At 33.7% G+C, this 16579-nt stretch carries 19 protein-coding genes and 1 pseudogene; 9 read left to right on the top strand and 11 right to left on the bottom strand.

Annotated elements, in window-relative coordinates:
* Positions 1–51: 51 nt before the first annotated feature.
* The 5 genes and pseudogenes from ACQ76T_RS05935 to ACQ76T_RS05955 form a co-directional block, all read left to right on the top strand.
* Positions 52–333 (top strand): helix-turn-helix domain-containing protein, encoded by a 282-nt coding sequence (locus ACQ76T_RS05935; protein ID WP_431342407.1) that lies wholly within the window; start codon positions 52–54, stop codon positions 331–333.
* 97 nt (positions 334–430) lie between these two features.
* Positions 431–937 carry a hypothetical protein gene (locus tag ACQ76T_RS05940; protein ID WP_431342408.1) on the top strand — a complete coding sequence of 169 codons (507 nt, stop codon included), beginning with the start codon at positions 431–433 and terminating at the stop codon, positions 935–937.
* Positions 895–1212, top strand: coding sequence for a DUF4099 domain-containing protein (locus ACQ76T_RS05945; RefSeq protein WP_431342409.1), 318 nt, complete (start codon positions 895–897; stop codon positions 1210–1212). The genes ACQ76T_RS05940 and ACQ76T_RS05945 overlap by 43 nt, the downstream gene beginning before the upstream one ends.
* Positions 1190–1885: a DUF3945 domain-containing protein gene (locus ACQ76T_RS05950; RefSeq protein ID WP_431342410.1), complete on the top strand. Its 696-nt coding sequence runs from the start codon at positions 1190–1192 to the stop codon at positions 1883–1885. Before ACQ76T_RS05945 ends, ACQ76T_RS05950 begins: the two co-directional genes overlap by 23 nt.
* A 20-nt stretch (positions 1886–1905) precedes the next feature.
* Positions 1906–2892: pseudogene (locus tag ACQ76T_RS05955) on the top strand (DNA topoisomerase); the annotation flags it as partial.
* A 358-nt stretch (positions 2893–3250) separates the two neighbouring features.
* Here ACQ76T_RS05955 and ACQ76T_RS05960 read toward each other — a convergent pair.
* From ACQ76T_RS05960 to ACQ76T_RS05990, 7 genes are all read right to left on the bottom strand, one after another.
* Positions 3251–4669 (bottom strand): aldehyde dehydrogenase family protein, encoded by a 1419-nt coding sequence (locus ACQ76T_RS05960; protein ID WP_431342411.1) that lies wholly within the window; start codon positions 4667–4669, stop codon positions 3251–3253.
* Positions 4670–4698: 29 nt separating this feature from the next.
* Positions 4699–4851, bottom strand: a complete 153-nt coding sequence (locus ACQ76T_RS05965) for a hypothetical protein (RefSeq protein ID WP_431342412.1) — start codon at positions 4849–4851, stop codon at positions 4699–4701.
* Positions 4852–5501: 650 nt separating this feature from the next.
* Complete coding sequence (locus tag ACQ76T_RS05970; RefSeq protein ID WP_431342413.1) at positions 5502–6317, bottom strand: SDR family oxidoreductase; 816 nt, start codon at positions 6315–6317, stop codon at positions 5502–5504.
* Between the two features lie 35 nt (positions 6318–6352).
* Positions 6353–6799 (bottom strand): nuclear transport factor 2 family protein, encoded by a 447-nt coding sequence (locus ACQ76T_RS05975; RefSeq protein ID WP_431342414.1) that lies wholly within the window; start codon positions 6797–6799, stop codon positions 6353–6355.
* A 4-nt stretch (positions 6800–6803) separates the two neighbouring features.
* Complete coding sequence (locus ACQ76T_RS05980) at positions 6804–7622, bottom strand: helix-turn-helix domain-containing protein (RefSeq protein WP_431342415.1); 819 nt, start codon at positions 7620–7622, stop codon at positions 6804–6806.
* Entirely contained in the window at positions 7619–8119 is a 501-nt protein-coding gene (locus tag ACQ76T_RS05985) for a hypothetical protein (RefSeq protein WP_431342416.1), read from the bottom strand. The genes ACQ76T_RS05980 and ACQ76T_RS05985 overlap by 4 nt, the downstream gene beginning before the upstream one ends.
* A 337-nt stretch (positions 8120–8456) precedes the next feature.
* Complete coding sequence (locus tag ACQ76T_RS05990; protein WP_431342417.1) at positions 8457–9176, bottom strand: IclR family transcriptional regulator; 720 nt, start codon at positions 9174–9176, stop codon at positions 8457–8459.
* Positions 9177–9273: 97 nt separating this feature from the next.
* On the opposite strand from ACQ76T_RS05990, the gene ACQ76T_RS05995 reads away from it, so the two are divergent.
* Positions 9274–10224: an aldo/keto reductase gene (locus tag ACQ76T_RS05995; RefSeq protein WP_431342418.1), complete on the top strand. Its 951-nt coding sequence runs from the start codon at positions 9274–9276 to the stop codon at positions 10222–10224.
* Between the two features lie 295 nt (positions 10225–10519).
* On the opposite strand, the gene ACQ76T_RS06000 is transcribed toward ACQ76T_RS05995, so the two are convergent.
* Entirely contained in the window at positions 10520–11149 is a 630-nt protein-coding gene (locus ACQ76T_RS06000) for a hypothetical protein (protein ID WP_431342419.1), read from the bottom strand.
* A 1444-nt stretch (positions 11150–12593) separates the two neighbouring features.
* On the opposite strand from ACQ76T_RS06000, the gene ACQ76T_RS06005 reads away from it, so the two are divergent.
* Genes ACQ76T_RS06005 through ACQ76T_RS06015 form a run of 3 tightly spaced genes read left to right on the top strand, consistent with a single transcriptional unit; the run spans position 12594 to position 14392 of the window.
* Positions 12594–13013, top strand: coding sequence for a single-stranded DNA-binding protein (locus ACQ76T_RS06005; protein WP_431343720.1), 420 nt, complete (start codon positions 12594–12596; stop codon positions 13011–13013).
* Between the two features lie 41 nt (positions 13014–13054).
* A complete protein-coding gene (locus tag ACQ76T_RS06010; RefSeq protein WP_431342420.1) occupies positions 13055–14128 on the top strand; it encodes a DUF932 domain-containing protein in 1074 nt (357 codons plus the stop codon).
* Between the two features lie 48 nt (positions 14129–14176).
* Entirely contained in the window at positions 14177–14392 is a 216-nt protein-coding gene (locus ACQ76T_RS06015) for a hypothetical protein (RefSeq protein WP_431342421.1), read from the top strand.
* A gap of 249 nt (positions 14393–14641) precedes the next feature.
* Here the strand turns inward: ACQ76T_RS06015 and ACQ76T_RS06020 are convergent, their stop codons facing one another.
* The 3 genes from ACQ76T_RS06020 to traN all read right to left on the bottom strand — a co-directional run bounded on the left by ACQ76T_RS06020 (position 14642) and on the right by traN (position 16568).
* Positions 14642–15100: a DUF3872 domain-containing protein gene (locus ACQ76T_RS06020; protein WP_431342422.1), complete on the bottom strand. Its 459-nt coding sequence runs from the start codon at positions 15098–15100 to the stop codon at positions 14642–14644.
* 12 nt (positions 15101–15112) lie between these two features.
* The gene (locus tag ACQ76T_RS06025) at positions 15113–15604 is read right to left on the bottom strand and encodes a conjugal transfer protein TraO (RefSeq protein ID WP_431342423.1); all 492 of its coding nucleotides are present in this window, start codon (positions 15602–15604) and stop codon (positions 15113–15115) included.
* A gap of 64 nt (positions 15605–15668) precedes the next feature.
* A complete protein-coding gene (gene traN / locus ACQ76T_RS06030) occupies positions 15669–16568 on the bottom strand; it encodes a conjugative transposon protein TraN (protein ID WP_431342424.1) in 900 nt (299 codons plus the stop codon).
* Positions 16569–16579: the final 11 nt, after the last annotated feature.

Below are 16579 nucleotides of genomic sequence, written 5' to 3' on the forward strand. Positions count from 1 at the left end.
TCATTTCTGTTGTCCAATTTTACATCACCAACAATCATAAAAATCACAGTTATGAATATTGAGAGAACAGAATTTATAGCCTGGATGGAGAGAATTATGGAAAGATTTGACCTATTGAAAGAGCAAATGATTAAGAACCAATCCAGATTTATAGAAGTAGACGGAGAGCAGCTTTTGGATAACCAGTATGTTTTACAACTTTTAAAGATAAGTTCCCGATCATTACAGCGATACCGGACTGATAAAAAGCTGCCTTACTATACGATCAGCGGAAAGCTGTATTATAAGCTTTCTGATGTCCATCAATTGATTAGAGAATGTTTAAACTCTTGATCGTAACAAGACATCTACAGCCAAACTATTCATCACCATTCCAATCTTCAGGATTTTTTTAATTGACCTATACCTTGGTTCCATTAAATGAAATACAATGGAAAATGAATTGATAACTCCTCAGGAACCCTATGAACTCAAACCATCAACAGACACTCTAATAGTCCTGAACATTCATACCAACCAGGTTGAAATGGTCAAAGGAATTGATCAAGATGGGAATCTGCAAAAGGTTCCTCCACAAGAAAAAAAGGATAATGAGCCGCTGATCAGAGTTGATAAGCACGGCGATTTATTCTCCAACTTCTTTTCCAATTTTTACCGGCAGCTTAAAAATCCCACGCATTTCAACTTTTTCAAAGTTTCAGAATACGATGCAGTTAATACCGCTAACGATCTCCAAAAACATGTCGATCAGGCGTCACCCGAAGAAAAAGAAAAGCTGAAAGACTACGAAGTTTTACCTAAAAACAATAACAATCCCAAAATCAAAATACAATGGACAACAAAACAGACAATCAGGAATATCGTTTTCAGCCTGAGCAAATCGACTGGAAAACGATGGAGAAGTTCGGACTTAATCAGGAGAAGCTTGAAAAAATGAATGCTATGGATTCATTACTCAGAGGTTTTAAAACCAATACATTAATTCCCATTACCATTAATTTGGGAACGGCAGTGAGCAAAATGGATGTTCGATTATCTCTCCAAACAGGAGATACAGGACAGGTTGCCGTTCATCTGCATGGAATCCGAAAAGAGCCCAGTCTCAATAATAAATTCTTAGGGCATCAGTTCAGTGATGAAGACAAAAAGAACCTTAGAGAAACCGGGAATATGGGCAGGGTAGTAGACCTTGTCAATCCTAAAAACAGATGAAATCATTCCATCAGTGATCAGCCGTGATCGTTTAACCAATGAATTGGTTGCCTATAGAGCAGAGTACATGAAAATTCCTGATGAAATCAAAGGAATACAACTTGATGAACATCAGAAACAAACACTATTGGAAGGAGGTCCATTGTATCTTGAAGGCATGACCTCTAAAAAAGGTGAACTTTTCGATGCCACCGTACAGTTCAATGCGGATAAGCGGTATGTGGAATTTTTATTCAACAATAACCAGGCACCGCAACAAAGTCAACAACATCATCATAACCAACAACAAAATCCACTTTCGGATAAAGAAGCACCCAAAATATTCAGAGGAAAAGAGCTGGACGATTCACAATATGAAAAGTTCAAAGCTGGGCAAACCGTGTACGTTGATGGCCTTACCGATGCTAGAGGTAAAGCATATCAAGGCTATATTACCTTCAATAAAGAAACCTTTAAAACCGATTTCTCCTTTAATCATCCTAATAAGCTCAAAGAAGAGGCAAAGCCTACAGAAGATCATAAAACGCAAACTGCGGTTAACACCCATGGTAAAACCAATGAGGCTACTAAAAATGTGAAGGAGCCTTTAGAATCAAAACAGCAGCAGCCTGCCAATAAACAGCAGGAGGATCAGCAAAAAAAGGTTAGAAAACCAAGAGGGCAAAAACTATAATAATCATCTAAATCCATCATATGAAAGCAATCATCGCAGAAAAACCGAGTGTCGCAAGAGAAATCGCACAATTGTTAGGAGCTCATGAAAAGAAAGATGGTTATTTATCCGGTAATGGCTATTGTGTCACCTGGGCATTAGGACATCTGATCGCATTAGGAATGCCAGAGGATTATGGTATAAGAGGCTTTAACAAAGCCTCTTTGCCTATCTTTCCGAACCCTTTTATTCTGACTCCCAAAAAACTAAAGAAGCCCAACGGCTATGAGCCAGATCCTTCCGCTTTAAAACAACTCAACACAATAAAAAAAGTCATCAACCAATGCAGTAGTATTATTGTCGCCACAGATGCTGGAAGGGAAGGAGAGTTGATCTGCCGCTATATCTATCACTACCTACAATGCAATAAACATTTCGAAAGACTCTGGATCAGTTCCCTTACTGAAAAAGCAATACAGGAAGGCTTCAACAAGCTTCAGCCAGGCGATACCTTTGACAGTTTGTATGAAGCTGCTAAAGCCAGAAGCGAAGCGGACTGGCTGGTAGGAATCAATGCTACTCAGGCATTAACCATCGCAGGAAACCAAGATGTTTATTCATTAGGCAGAGTACAAACACCAACTCTTGCTTTAATCTGTCAAAGATTCCTACAAAATCAAAACTTCACCAAGCAAAAGTACTTTCAAATCGAGCTGAATCACAGAAAAGAATATACAGACTTCACCAGTCTTTCACTATTACAATGGAAAGAAAAAAAGCAGTCAGAACAAATCCAAAAATCCATCGAGCGGGAGGGAAAAGCTATTGTAGAAGATGTATCCATTACAACAGTGCAGGAACAGTCTCCGTTACTTTTCGATCTCACGGAATTACAGAAAGAAGCCAACAGGAAGCTTGGTCTTTCTGCCGATGAGGTTTTACAGATTGCCCAAAGCTTGTATGAAAAGAAATTCATTACCTATCCCAGAACTGGCAGCAAGTATATTCCTGAGGACTTATGGCCTGAAACGGTTATCGTAGTTCTTGAAAAATATTTTAAGATAAGATTGATATAATCCAAGATATCTTAGAATGTAATATACTCATTACTTTGTTAAAATTAGAGGTATTGCTACTCTTTAAGGTAAATATGTGAATGTAGTACGGGAATACTCATTATGAAGCTTTTGACCTTAATGATAGGGTTAATGAGATAGCTAGAGTTCTAATGATAGAAAAAATATTTTGGCAAGCTTTGAAGAAAATCTTATAGATAAGAAAAGATAAACAGCTGTACGATTAACACCAGCTGCTTAAATTTTTTTTTCTATTGTTATATCAAATCTTGACTATTTCAAATAACTTTATTTGTAACAAATACTTTGTTTAGCCCAAAACTGCTCTAGCCTCCAAGTATTCTTCCAAACCAAATCGACCATATTCTCTTCCGATACCACTTTGTTTAAATCCTCCGAATGGAGCTTTGGAATCATGTGATAAACCATTAACACAAACTCGTCCAGCATCTAATTTAGAAGCGATGCGATATGCCCTTTCCTTATCTCCTGCACTTATATATGCTGCCAATCCATAAGGACTATCATTAGCAATTCTAATTGCATCATTTTCATCTTCATATGGAATGACCACTAGGACTGGTCCAAAAATCTCTTCTTGTGCTATTCTCATATGATTATCAACATTGGTAAATATGGTGGGTTTTACATAATTTCCGGCTTCTAAACCTGTAGGTTTTCCGTGGCCACCCACTAATAATGTTGCGCCTTCTTCGATACCTATTTTAATATATTCTTCTACACGATCAAATTGTTTTTGGCTTACCATGGGGCCTATCAATGTATCCGGATTGGATGGGTCTCCCACTTTTACATTGGTCTCAATAAAGTTTTTTAGAATGGCATTGGCTTCATCTAGTCTGGATTTTGGGACTAGTAATCTCGTCGCTGCAGCACAAGCTTGACCACTATTTAAGAATGCTGAGTAAACTGCTGTAGGGAGGGCTTCTGAAAAATTAGCATCATCCAAAATGATATTTGGCGATTTTCCACCCAATTCTAAAGTTACTCGTTTCATCGTGTCTACAGCTCCTTTGGCAATTAGTTTTCCAACAGCTGTAGATCCTGTAAATGAAATTTTATCAATATCTGCATTTCTTGTAATTTCCACACCAACTGTATTTCCATACCCATTTACAAAATTGATAACACCTTTTGGTAATCCCGCCTCGTGAAAAACTTCGGAAATGAATTGGGTTTGTTGGACACTGAGTTCACTTGGTTTTACAACAACTGTACAGCCTGCTGCAATAGCCGTTGAAAGTTTAGTACAAATAAAGCCGTTGCTCATATTCCAAGGAATAATGATTCCAACTACACCCACTGGAACTAATTGAATTTGAGAAGTCCCTTCTTTTGGATTTAGATCAAATTCTTTTAGGGTATCAATCATCGCATTGAAGTCATCAATAGCATTTTGAGCTACAAAAGAGCAGAAGTAAACCGTTCCACCATATTCGTTCACCATTATATCAGTAAAGTCTTGTTTACGTTTTATTAAAATATCACGCACCTTTTCTAAATATTTTATGCGTTCTTCTTTAGTTGTATTTTTAAAGGATTTTAATGCTTCTTTTGCTACTAAGGCGGCGTTTTGTGTATCGATTTCATCACCCAATGTCACTTCGCCTACTTTCTCATTAGTGGTTGGACTAATTAAGTCCATTACCTCCTCGCCGTGTGGTGTTACAAATTCACCATTTACGTAAATTTTGTTTATTGTTATCATTTAAATTTTGTTTTTGAATGTTATTACTATTATTGGTCTTCCATTTTTATTACAGCCCTTGTTACTTTCCCATTTTTAAAATCTTCTACAGCTTTAGGGATCTTCTCAAATTTGTATTGAGTAATAAGTTCGTCAGATAGGAAAAGTCCTGTTTTGTATAAATCAATTAACTTTGGAACCATAATATCAGTGTGTATGCCAACTCCTGTAGCTACAATTTTGATGAGAACTTCATCCGAATATAATCCTTCTTTAAGTGTTAATTTCTAGATTTCAAAAGGAGAATATTCTTTTTGTTTAAAGAACTATATGTACTATATTTTCATGACAATTTTTTACAAAATTCTCAAATCTAAACCCCAAAACACTTGTTGTTTAACTCACATTTTATTTTTGTAAGGCTCGGAAAACCAGATGGACTCATAAAAGGCCTGTCTCAACAAGAATATTGATTTTAATTTTAAAGGAAATAGAAAAAAGGAGGATATTTACTAATACTGCCAGTTATTTATTGAAAAATATGTTTAGTATAAAATTTCAACTAGCAATATTATGGTATGTGAAAGTTTTATGTATTTGATTATCAGATTGTATATGGGATTTTGTATATCAACTTTCATTTATTAATTTAAATAGTATTGATAAAAGTAAGTCACAAATGATGAAAACAATATTTACAGTATTTAAGAACTAGCTATTTAAAGAATATTCGGTAATACAATGAACATTTCAAAAAACAAGATGCATTTACGATTTAAAAACTTTTATCAAAACTAACTTTTTAAAAAAATTGTTGTTTATATACTTTACACTCAATTATTGTCTATAGTGATTATAGGCCAAAGTGTGTTTTAAATCCACCCAAAAAAATATCATCACTTTCATTAGAGCGTTTTTCAAGTAATGTTTCTGCATCAGGAGTCGCCGGATAGCGCAAACGATTTGTACCATCAGTCGCCGCTTCATAAATTTTTTCTGCTACTACACTTGAAGGGACGCTATTTGCATTGACTTCCTCTATCATTTTAATGAGTTTGGTTATTAGCTTCTGATATTCCTCAATATTTTCATCATTTTTAAAATCAAGGGAACGACCTGCAAAATTTGTATTTGTTGCACCTGGTTCAATAATTTTAACTTTAACACCGATAGTTGCCATTTCAAAGCTCAAAGATTCTGAAATACCTTCTACCGCAAATTTTGTCCCATGATATAAAGTTCCATAGGGAAATGCAAATCTACCACCCATCGAAGAAACATTAATAATAATACCAGTATGATTTGCTCTGAAATGAGGGATAATTGATCGGGTTACATCTAATAGACCAATAACGTTGGTGTTGAATTGACGGATAATACTTTCTCTGTCAAAAACTTCCAAAGGACCAAATGCACCGTATCCAGCATTGTTGACTAAAACATCAATTTTACCGAAGCGCTTAAGTCCATCTTGTATAGTATTATTAATGCTTGCTATATCTAATACATCAAGCGATGTAACGCAAATGTTTTTAAAATCTTTGAATTCTGCAATGTTTTCCGGTGTACGCATTGTAGCAATTACATTCCAGCCATGTTCTGCAAATAATATTGCAGTTGCTTTTCCAATTCCGCTACTACTCCCTGTTATTAATATTGTATTGCTCATAATATTTTTATATTTCTTAGAAGAAATGAGTTGTTTTATCGGTTTTCAATCCAATCCACAAGTAACTTACGTTCTGCAAAAAGCCATTTTCCATTTTGCTTTATGTAAGTATCGTGGTATTTAATAGCTGCCACCATTAGTTTTTGTTTACCATCTTCTATAGTTAAATGATGTGCTAGACAATAAACGATTCCCTTCGCATGGTTACCGTTGAGTTCCAGAGAATTTTGTCCATTAAAATGCATGGTTCTTTTATATGTATTCAGATTATCAAACACGGGAAATAAATCAGTTCTGCTGCTGACAACCTGCGATGGAGTGTCTGATTCCGGATCGTAATAAACCTCAAAATTGGTGTCTTCTGTAAACAAATCCATTTGTCCCTGCGCATTTCTTGTATCAGCGCAAAAAGCATAATTATCTACTAATTGACGAATAGCTAAGCGGTCTTCCGCATCTGTAATTTTTTGTTCGTAATTCATTTTCTTATTTTTTGATTGTTAAACTTTCAGTGGGCGTAACACCATACTTTTTTTTAAATGCAGTATAAAAATGAGATAGGTTTTCAAATCCTAATTCTAAGTAAATGTCTGATGATTTTTTGTTTTCAAGGTGAATAAGTCTATATGCCTCTTCCAGCCTTTTTTCTTTTAACCACTTTGCTGGAGGAATAGTAAACACATCTGAAAAATCACGTTTAAACGATGCTAAGCTTCTACCTGAAAGTCTGGCAAAGTTTTCTATGGAGGTATTGTATTGAAAATTATTGAGCATGAAATTCTCAAGATTAATTTTGTGAGGTTCACTGAAATCAAATAAAAAGTTTTTGAATTCAGGGTTAATATTGAGTAATAATTCGACTGCTTCCGAAATTTTAGAAAATATCATCCCATTACTTCCAATCTCTGGTTGTTCCAAATAAGGGATAAGAGACTGAAAATAACTTTTTAGAAAATTATCCGAAGGTAATATGATATTATTTTTCCCGGAGTATTTTTTGTCACAAGCAACATTATAAATTGCTGCTATTTTTTTTAAGTCTTCAGCCTTGAGGATAATAGAGACTGCTTTATATTCTTTTGCAGATCCCGGGATTTTCAATGTTTTAGCTAATTGATTTTTATGTGCTAAAAGGATGCGATTTTTTTTAAGTACAAAAAAGCCTTGCTGATGGAAGATATGAGTTTCACCAGATATCTGGAATGCTAAGATATGTTCGGAAATAAATTGCTCATATCCCCACTGATCTTGTGAAGTACAAGAATAAACGAATGAATTTTCGCTTTGTGGAATAATCTTTGTCATAATCTTGCAAATTTTAATAATTTTTCGCGATAGTCATTATTTCTGGTCTCTGTATTGCTGTCAACAATCATTAGAAACGAAGACATTATAATAACAGTAATTGTTATAGCCTTCCAGTTAGCTGATGCAGAAAACATAAATATGATAGCGGCTACGATAACAATGGCGGGTAGTACCTTAAATACTGTTTTAAAATCAGCTTGAGATTTTGCTGTTCTAGCAATTTCATTTTGTGTAAATTTTGTACTATCAATCTTGTATAGTTTTGTGAATTGCTCTATACGAGGTTTATTAGCTGCATACAAGCCAACACCGACAACTGCCAGAAAAATACCTGAAATGATCATCGGAATTATAAAAGCTCTGGCAGTAATTGATTTACCCCATATAGCAAATCCTGCAGAACTTAGAATAGTTATAATACTAAATAAACCAACAATTTTTGCTGAGAGTAATTCTGCTCGTGCCCATTCTGTACTTATTTTTAAGATGTCCATATGTCAATTTTATAGTACAAATTTCTGAAAACAAAAGATACGATAACTTTCTTTAAAGCTCATTTTTTACTTTCTGTATGGCTCTAGTTGTGTTCAGCTATTTCTGAAGTATATATTGATCTACTTAGGAATATAAAATCATAATGGGCAATACAGATGATATTACTCTATTCAGTTATTAAAAAAACAAATGTATTTTGTTGAAGCATTATTTGGTACTGGCTTAGGAAAGAAAAAATTGAGAACTGCTTTTATAATTCTTAGAATCCGGTATATAAGTTGACCTTGCCCGATTTTGATGGATTAAAGCAGGTGAAAGAAAGTAAAATTATGTAATTTATAATTTTAAACGAGTTGTATATTTTCCATGTTTTTCTAAAAGAAGATGCATTGTCTTTAGTGTTGTTGTGAATTGTCCATGCATAAATCTGTATGAGGGACCTGATACACAAAGTACAGCAATTACTTTATTTTTCAAGAATATAGGCATTGCGACACAGTTCAGATCAGGATCATAAGCTCCGAGATCTAATGCATATCCGTTTTCTTTAATACTATTTATTTCTTGTGTAATAAGATGGTTTTCATCAGATAAGTCTTTTAATCCACGTTGTAGATGTTCAGAATAAGCAAGAAATGCTTTACCAATAGCAGTGGTACTCATTTCATAGTCTTTACCCATATTCAGTGTGATTTTTACTGATCTATTGGGTTCACATTTCAATTCATGTCTATAATAATATCCCATCTGTACAGCTAAATATGATGATTCGTGAGTAGCAGCAGTTATATTTTCTAAAATGGGACGTAACTCTTTTTTAAGATCAATGATAGAAAATGCTGGCGCGTACAAGCATTCAAGTTTGGATGTTATCCTATATCTTGGACTTAATTCATCTTGTTCAAGATATCCCAGTTCTTTAAGACTTTTTATAAAGCCATGTACGGTTGTCTTTTCCATATCAAGAGCTTTTGCAACATCATTAACTCTAGTGAAATTCCCATTGGAAGCTATATATTCTAAAATTTGGAAGGTTTTTTGTACGGATTGAATCATAAGTTCATTATTGATGAACAAATTTACTTTTTTAATTTTATTGTTTTCTATAAAATCGATTATAGTGTACTTTTGAATTGTTAAAAAATAGTAGATTATGCTAAAAAACAGAAAATTAGGTGCATCCGATATTACAATTGCACCGCTGGTATTCGGAACCAATGTTTTCGGATGGACAGCGAATGAAGCTACAACTTTTAAGTTACTGGATTTTTTTACAGAGCAAGGTTTCAATGCTATAGATACAGCAGATGTATACTCTAAATGGGTTGATGGACATAATGGGGGAGAATCAGAGCTAGCCATCGGTAAATGGTTGAAAAAGTCCGGGAAAAGAGATCAAATTGTATTGGCAACAAAAGTAGGGGCCGAAATGGCTCCAGATAAAAGAGGACTAAGTAAGAAGTATATAATAAGTGCTGCAGAAGCTTCTTTGAAGCGGTTAAATACAGATTACATTGATCTTTATCAATCGCATTATGATGATTTTGAAACATCTATTGAAGAAACTTTAGAAGCATACGATTGCTTGATAAAAGCTGGAAAGGTAAGAATAATTGGCGCATCCAATTTCAGTCCTGAACGACTTGAAGAATCCATAAAAGTAAGTAGAACTAATAATCTTCCCACATACCAAACATTTCAGCCAGAGTATAACCTATTTGATAGAGCTGATTTTGAGAAAGATATACTACCTATCACGGCAGCGAATAACTTAAGTGTGATCAGCTATTTTTCTCTTGCAAGTGGATTTCTGACAGGCAAATATCGGAATCTTGCTGCAATTAAGGATAGCAAAAGAGTAAGTTTTTTAGAAAAATATTTTACTGAACGCGGGCTCAATATCCTTAAAGCACTTGATATTGTTGCTGAAAAGCATGAGACGGTTCCTGGGAGCATTGCACTAGCTTGGATTATTCATCAACCTGGAATTACAGCACCCATTGCCAGTGCAACTAATGTTATACAATTAACAGAATTAATTAATGCTACTAAAATCAAATTAGATGATGAAGATGTTTCATTGTTGATCAGTGTAAGTAATTGATTTGTTTATTTATGTCGATATATTGAGTCGTCCTAAAATAGGTTGACAATAAATCTACTTATTTATGAAAGAACAAGAATTAACAAAAGAAAAGCCACTGTGATAATCAGTGGCTTTTAGGTTATTTTAAGCTTAAAATAATTCAGGAACATTATATGGATTTTCTGAGTCTAAAAAATCTCAAAACCTTTTTAAAATTTTTGTGCTAAAAATCTAAAAGAACAAATGGTGCAGAATTTTATCATGGATGAGATATTTAGATTAGTAGGTACACTCATTCTTTTAATAAGTTTGATTATAAAGGAGTATAGATAATGGACATAATTGCATTTTCTTCGTAAAACGTATCAGTCCCTCCAGTATTTATATTGCATTTAACCGTGTCACCAGGATTAAGCTTTAGGGATAAAACCTGATTTACAGTATATCTGTTACCAGCTAATGTAAGGCCTCCCGCATTTTGGGTGAATGAAGTTGTTACAATGGAAAAATTGGCACTTGGGTTACTGAAATCAGATAGCTGGATACTTCCTGAAATTTGATATACTCCAGCAGTGTTAACTGTGAATGTATTGGTAGCTGCATTCCAGCTGCCTATACTTGCTTGTGGAGCGATATCAATAGTATCATAGCTTACAGTATTTATTACATTTCCTCCTGGTAATAGGGTAGTACCAGGTGTTGCAAGCCTAACACTTAATACTGTAGTTGGGATCTTAAGTTGTGCAGTTACAGTATTGGGTGCAATTTGATAGATATCACCATTGGCTTGAGAAATTAACAGGTTAGAGGTTCCAAGGTTCGATGCTACCGGGGTTTGTCTGATTCTTGCCGTGCCATTAACATCAAGGGTTTGGGTTGGGGTAGCTGTATTGACCCCTACTTGGGAGTAAAAAGTTGCTGAAGTCAACAGTGTTGTCAGCAAAAGGTGGATTTTTTCATTGTGTGCAAGTTTTATATGATTAATACAATGCAAATTTATATATAATAGTTTAAAATATTTATAGAATTATTACTATTTTTTTAATGTTAAATTTTATGTTTTTTATTGAATTTGAGGTAATTTTTTATTGTATTACTAGTATTTATCTTTATTATAAAATTATCAAAAGTCTGGTATGTTTATAAAACTTATAATGTATGATGTAGCTTGATTTAATCTTGTTGATATCTAAAATCTTAATTATCTAAAGAAGTATTAAAATAAAATGATTTTTAATGTAAATAGAAAAGTCAAAACAAATATTTAGGTTATCTTTTGGTATTGACAGTATTTATTTAATCAAAATATTATCAATAGTTAAATTATAATAGAATATTTTCCAATTGGAATATTTTTATAAATGAATTTACGATTGTAGGAAACTGTTTCTATTACAGGGTTTCGATTAATAAATTATTATTTCTTTCGCGGCGATGTTGAAAAAAAATTCCCACTCCTATTATTTATGTTAGGTGTTAATTGCTCTTAGCAAAAGAAGAATACAATAGCTGAGATTGATAGCTTACTTACATTATCTGATAATTATATCAACAAGAATGTTGGAAAGTCCTTACGGTTCACTGAAAAGCAAACGATCCTCTTAGAAAGGTTGGATCTTACTACTATATTGCACGATCCTTTGGTGTTTATTAGAGACTTTGAAAAAAGTTCAAAATATATTGATTTAGGTTTTCAAAATGATCTAGTAAAGAAAGATATGTTTTTACAGGCAAAATTTCTTACTTTATAGTGAGAATAATATGGAAGAATGTCATTGCTGGAGGAGTCATTTCAAAGTTATAATAAAGCATTAGCTCTATTAAAACCAAACAATAAATATTTAATATTCAATTTCTATATTGCAATCTACAGTAGGAGAGTTTTCCCATTCTAATTTGTCTTGATAATTTACATTAGTCAGTTTTTCCTTACGATCTCTAAGTTTCATTATTATCTAATTTAAAAGAAACCTAGAGATTGTAACCTTTTACATTGTATATAATTAAGATACACTTCTGATGAGATAAGAGACTTATGTTTCATAAATTTTTTAACTGCAAAATACTTGTAAAAGTTTTTACTATACTTTATTTCAATAAGATAAAAATTTTTCATAAATAAACTGGTAAAAAGGTAGCTAAGATATTGTTGCCAACCGTCAGCTTCTCCCACCAAAAGACTACGGCATAAACGGTTTCCTCCCTAAGGTACCCTCCAATTATTCCGTTTCCTTTTGGTTGTTTTCTTTGCCAACATTTTATATCTGCTTTCTTTTTTCCGGTTTTTCTTTTGAAAAATATTCAGCGAAGCCCACGAGGGCTTTCAGAGAAAGGACGGAGAAGAGATTCAAAACATATTAAAATGTACAATCTTGAAAAGAACAGTTATGAACATTATCGGAAGACTGACAAGAGATGTGGAAGTTCGTACTCTGTCAAACAAAAAACAAGTAGTCAATTTCTCTATTGCTACCAATGACAATTATCGCAACAAACAAAACGAGCGAATGGAACAGACAACTTTCTTTGATTGCTGCTCCTATTGGATTTCTTCAAAAGTAGCGGGATTACTTATTAAAGGGACATTAGTAAAGCTTATTGGAAGAGTTTACACAAGAGCATGGATAGGAAAAGATGGAGAAGCACACGCAGATCTGAACTTCCATACATCACAAATTAAATTACATAGTAGTAATAAAAGAGCTGAAAGTAATTCTACACCTTCCAACAAAACAAATGACAAGGAAATTGGTCAACCTAAATCCAGTGAAAGCGATAAGGATAAGGATGATGACCTCCCATTTTAAATCAATCAAAAACAACTGTATAATATTTTAATAACAATATCATGGCACATAATTTAAATTTCAACGACAGAACAGGAAAATACTCATTTTTCACTGTAAAAGAAAAAGCATGGCACAATTTAGGAAAGATTGTTGAAGAAAATCCTACAAGTGAAGAAGCTATTAGATTTGCAGGGCTTGACTACGAGGTAGAAAAGTCTCGATTATTTACAAAAGGAATTGGTCTAACAGAATCGCAAGATGAACTCATAATGAGTGATTCAGAATTAGAAGTTCCTAATTACTTCGCCAATGTCCGTACCGATAACAATACCGTATTAGGAGTAGTTGGAAAGGATTATCACATTGTACAAAATCGTGAAGCATTTTCTTTTTTTGATGCCATTGTAGGTGGGGGTAATGGTATTTTGTACGAGACTGCAGGAGCATTGGGAAATGGAGAGCGAATTTTTATCACAGCTAAACTTCCCGATTATATCCGTGTGGGAAACGGAGATGATATTACAGAAAAATATATTTTTCTGACGACCTCACATGATGGAAGTGGTAGTATTACCGCTGCATTTACTCCCATTCGTATCGTTTGCCAAAATACCTTGAATGCTTCACTCAAAAATATGAGTAACGTGGTGAGAATTCGACATACTGCAGGCGCAAAACAACGTTTGGAAGATGCTCACAAAGTCATGGGGTTAGCAAATTTGCTTAGCAATCAATTAGAAGAAACTTTTAATTATTGGGCAAAAATTAAAATTGGTGATACTGAAATGAAAAAATTAATTCAATTGGCACTCTGTCCCAATAAGGAAACTTTAAGCCATCTGCAGAAAGGAAATTTTAAAGAATTGTCTACGGTTTTTAAAAATACGGTAGATGATGCATTTGCTTATGCGATGATGAGTGATGCCCAGCAAATGGAAACCACGAAAGGAACTTTATTCGGTGCTTACAATGCGGTGACAGGTTTCTACCAGAATGTAAAAACCTACAAAGATGACGAAGCCAAATTACAATCCATTGTTATGGGCGGAACAGCTCAAATGAAGTCTCAAAAAGCGTTTGAACTGTGTACAGGATTTTCCAAAAGTGGTAAAGAGGTTTTCAATTTAAATTAATTAAAAATGTAACCGCTTTTTCAAGCGGTTACATAAAAAATCATTCTTATGAAAATAAAAGATTTACACGGGAAAAGTATTGAGGTAACCGATTTGGATAAAGCCATATGGCAGGCAGAAAATTTCAAAGAATACGCCCACGAAGATCAAAGTTTTCTGAGCTATGATAAAAAACAGAAAGCGTATTGGACTGACATTTATAACAAATTGCTGCAACTTAAAAAATACCCAAATGAGCATATTATCGGAAACGACAGCTTATAAAGCTTTGCTCCTTACCAATCACCTGATTTTTTAATCAGGCGAAAAGACAATTCCTTCCTAGGGTCGGAAACGTCTTTTCGCACATCATTAGGAGTATCCCCATTGATAAAAATTTTCTCACTTAAATTTTTTCAAAAAGGTTACGATTATTTTGCGAGGCTACTTCTTATAGCCTGTAAATTGGAAGAAAAATAAAAGGCTATTTCATCAGAAATAGCCTTTTACATTATATTTTACATTGAATTCTATCTACACAGTTCCTGCATTTTGAGGACTAAACTGTATAGTCAGCTTTTTTTCATTACCCATATTGTCTGAAATCCAAATATCAAAACTTTGAGATACTGTTGATTCAGAAGTATAATATAACCTAAATTCTTTTTCAGCCAGGAGATATGAATCATTAGGTAAAAAAGGAGGTTCATTGAAAAAACGTAATGTACCCTTTCCATCAAATTGAAAATACCTGAAGAAATACTCAGTTTCACTATAGTTTCCAACAGGAATAATACGACATCTGATCTCCAAAGTTTCTCCGTTAGCTATATATTTTGAAACAGGCATTACCTGAACTTCAAACGGAAAATTTTTCTGTATTTGTAATTCTTGATCTGAGCAAGAAGAGAAAAAGAATTCTGTACTAAGTAGTGCTATCATTATATAAACAACAGCGAGAATATGTTTGTTGATATTGATTAAATTTTTCATAGTAATTTTTGTTTATACGTTAATTCTGATTCCAAGACCAACGGTAGGTCTTATTTTATCGAGTGAAGTATTCCATACTATTTTGGCTTTATAAAAGCCTGTCAAAACAATCCGATCTGACAGATAGGTTTCAATACTCAGTTTTGCACTTCCCCCATACACTAAGGATGATTCATTCATAAGTAAAGCTCCGTCATAGAGTAGTGTCTCACTTTTATTAATATTCTCATATCCTCCGGTGGCAGAAAATGTGGAATTGATTAAAAAGCTTTTTGTCCGGTCAGCAATCAAATTAAAACTATAACCAACTTCAAGACTGTAGTTTTCAACAGGAAGGTCAATCGTTTTATAGAAAATAATCTCTCTGCTGTATTCAAAGGAATAAATCGAATAATTCCCTTTTTTTGAATAGATAACAAAATCGGTATTGACGAAATAGCTTTCGGATGATTTTTTTAACAGCAATCCTGTATTGATTCCAATGCTTTTTTGCTTAGGTAACATTCTTTGTGCTTTGACTGCATAAGCACAAAAAAGTACTATTATAAATGATAAGAAACTCTTCATGCTAGTTTAATTTTAATTGAATATCATTGACCACTTTAGCACTGATCAAATCTGAATTCTCGATCTGGATCTTCTGATGTCGTCCACCATCTTTTTCCATTAATTCAATCGCTACGATTTGATCTTCTAAAAGTGTAAACTGATCCATGAGATAAAGAAATTCACCGTCGGATTGGTAGTTTACGGTAGGGTTAGGACAATAAGTACGAAGAGGTGACAATACTTTATCCTGAACAGCTGTCCGTTTTAGATTCTTTTTGTCGGTTATTTTAAAGGTCACAAGATCAACGTCAAAGGAAACATTGCTCTTATTTTTAATTTGAAAAATAAAATAAAACTTTCCTTCGTGGACATAGAGAGATTTTAACAGAAACTGAACTCCAAAACTTTTTGAACCAATATGCTTTACTGTTCTTTTAGGAAGTTGGTACAAGGTTTTTATCAAAAGTTCAGTCAACGATGAAGATTCTCCCTTAAGTTCTTCAAACAGGACATCTGTAGAGTATTGTTTTTCCTGATTTCGCTGTAATTTCAAAAGGTCATAATTCAGAGTGTCTGGATAAGAACTGTAAAAAACATCAAAATTGTAAAATTTACCATCTTGAGTAATGACCGAAAAGTTCGTTTCTTCCTCGAAATCTCTGACTGAGGATTTTATTCTGAGAACATTCGCTACATCTTCCGCTTTATTGGCAATCAAATTTTCGCTTCCCAGATCCACGTATCGTATGGTAGATGGAAATAATAAATGTGTTGTTTTATTGTATGTAACTTCCATCTTGTAAGGTTCCAGTTTGGCCTGAGAAAGGGATGTGAAACCTGAATTTTCCTGAGCTGCTAATCTACAGATACCGAAGAGTATCAACAGAACCAAGAAAAATATATTAAGTCGTATTTTCATTAATTTTAATT

Source organism: Chryseobacterium sp. JK1 (genome assembly GCF_050632815.1).
Taxonomy (GTDB): domain Bacteria; phylum Bacteroidota; class Bacteroidia; order Flavobacteriales; family Weeksellaceae; genus Chryseobacterium.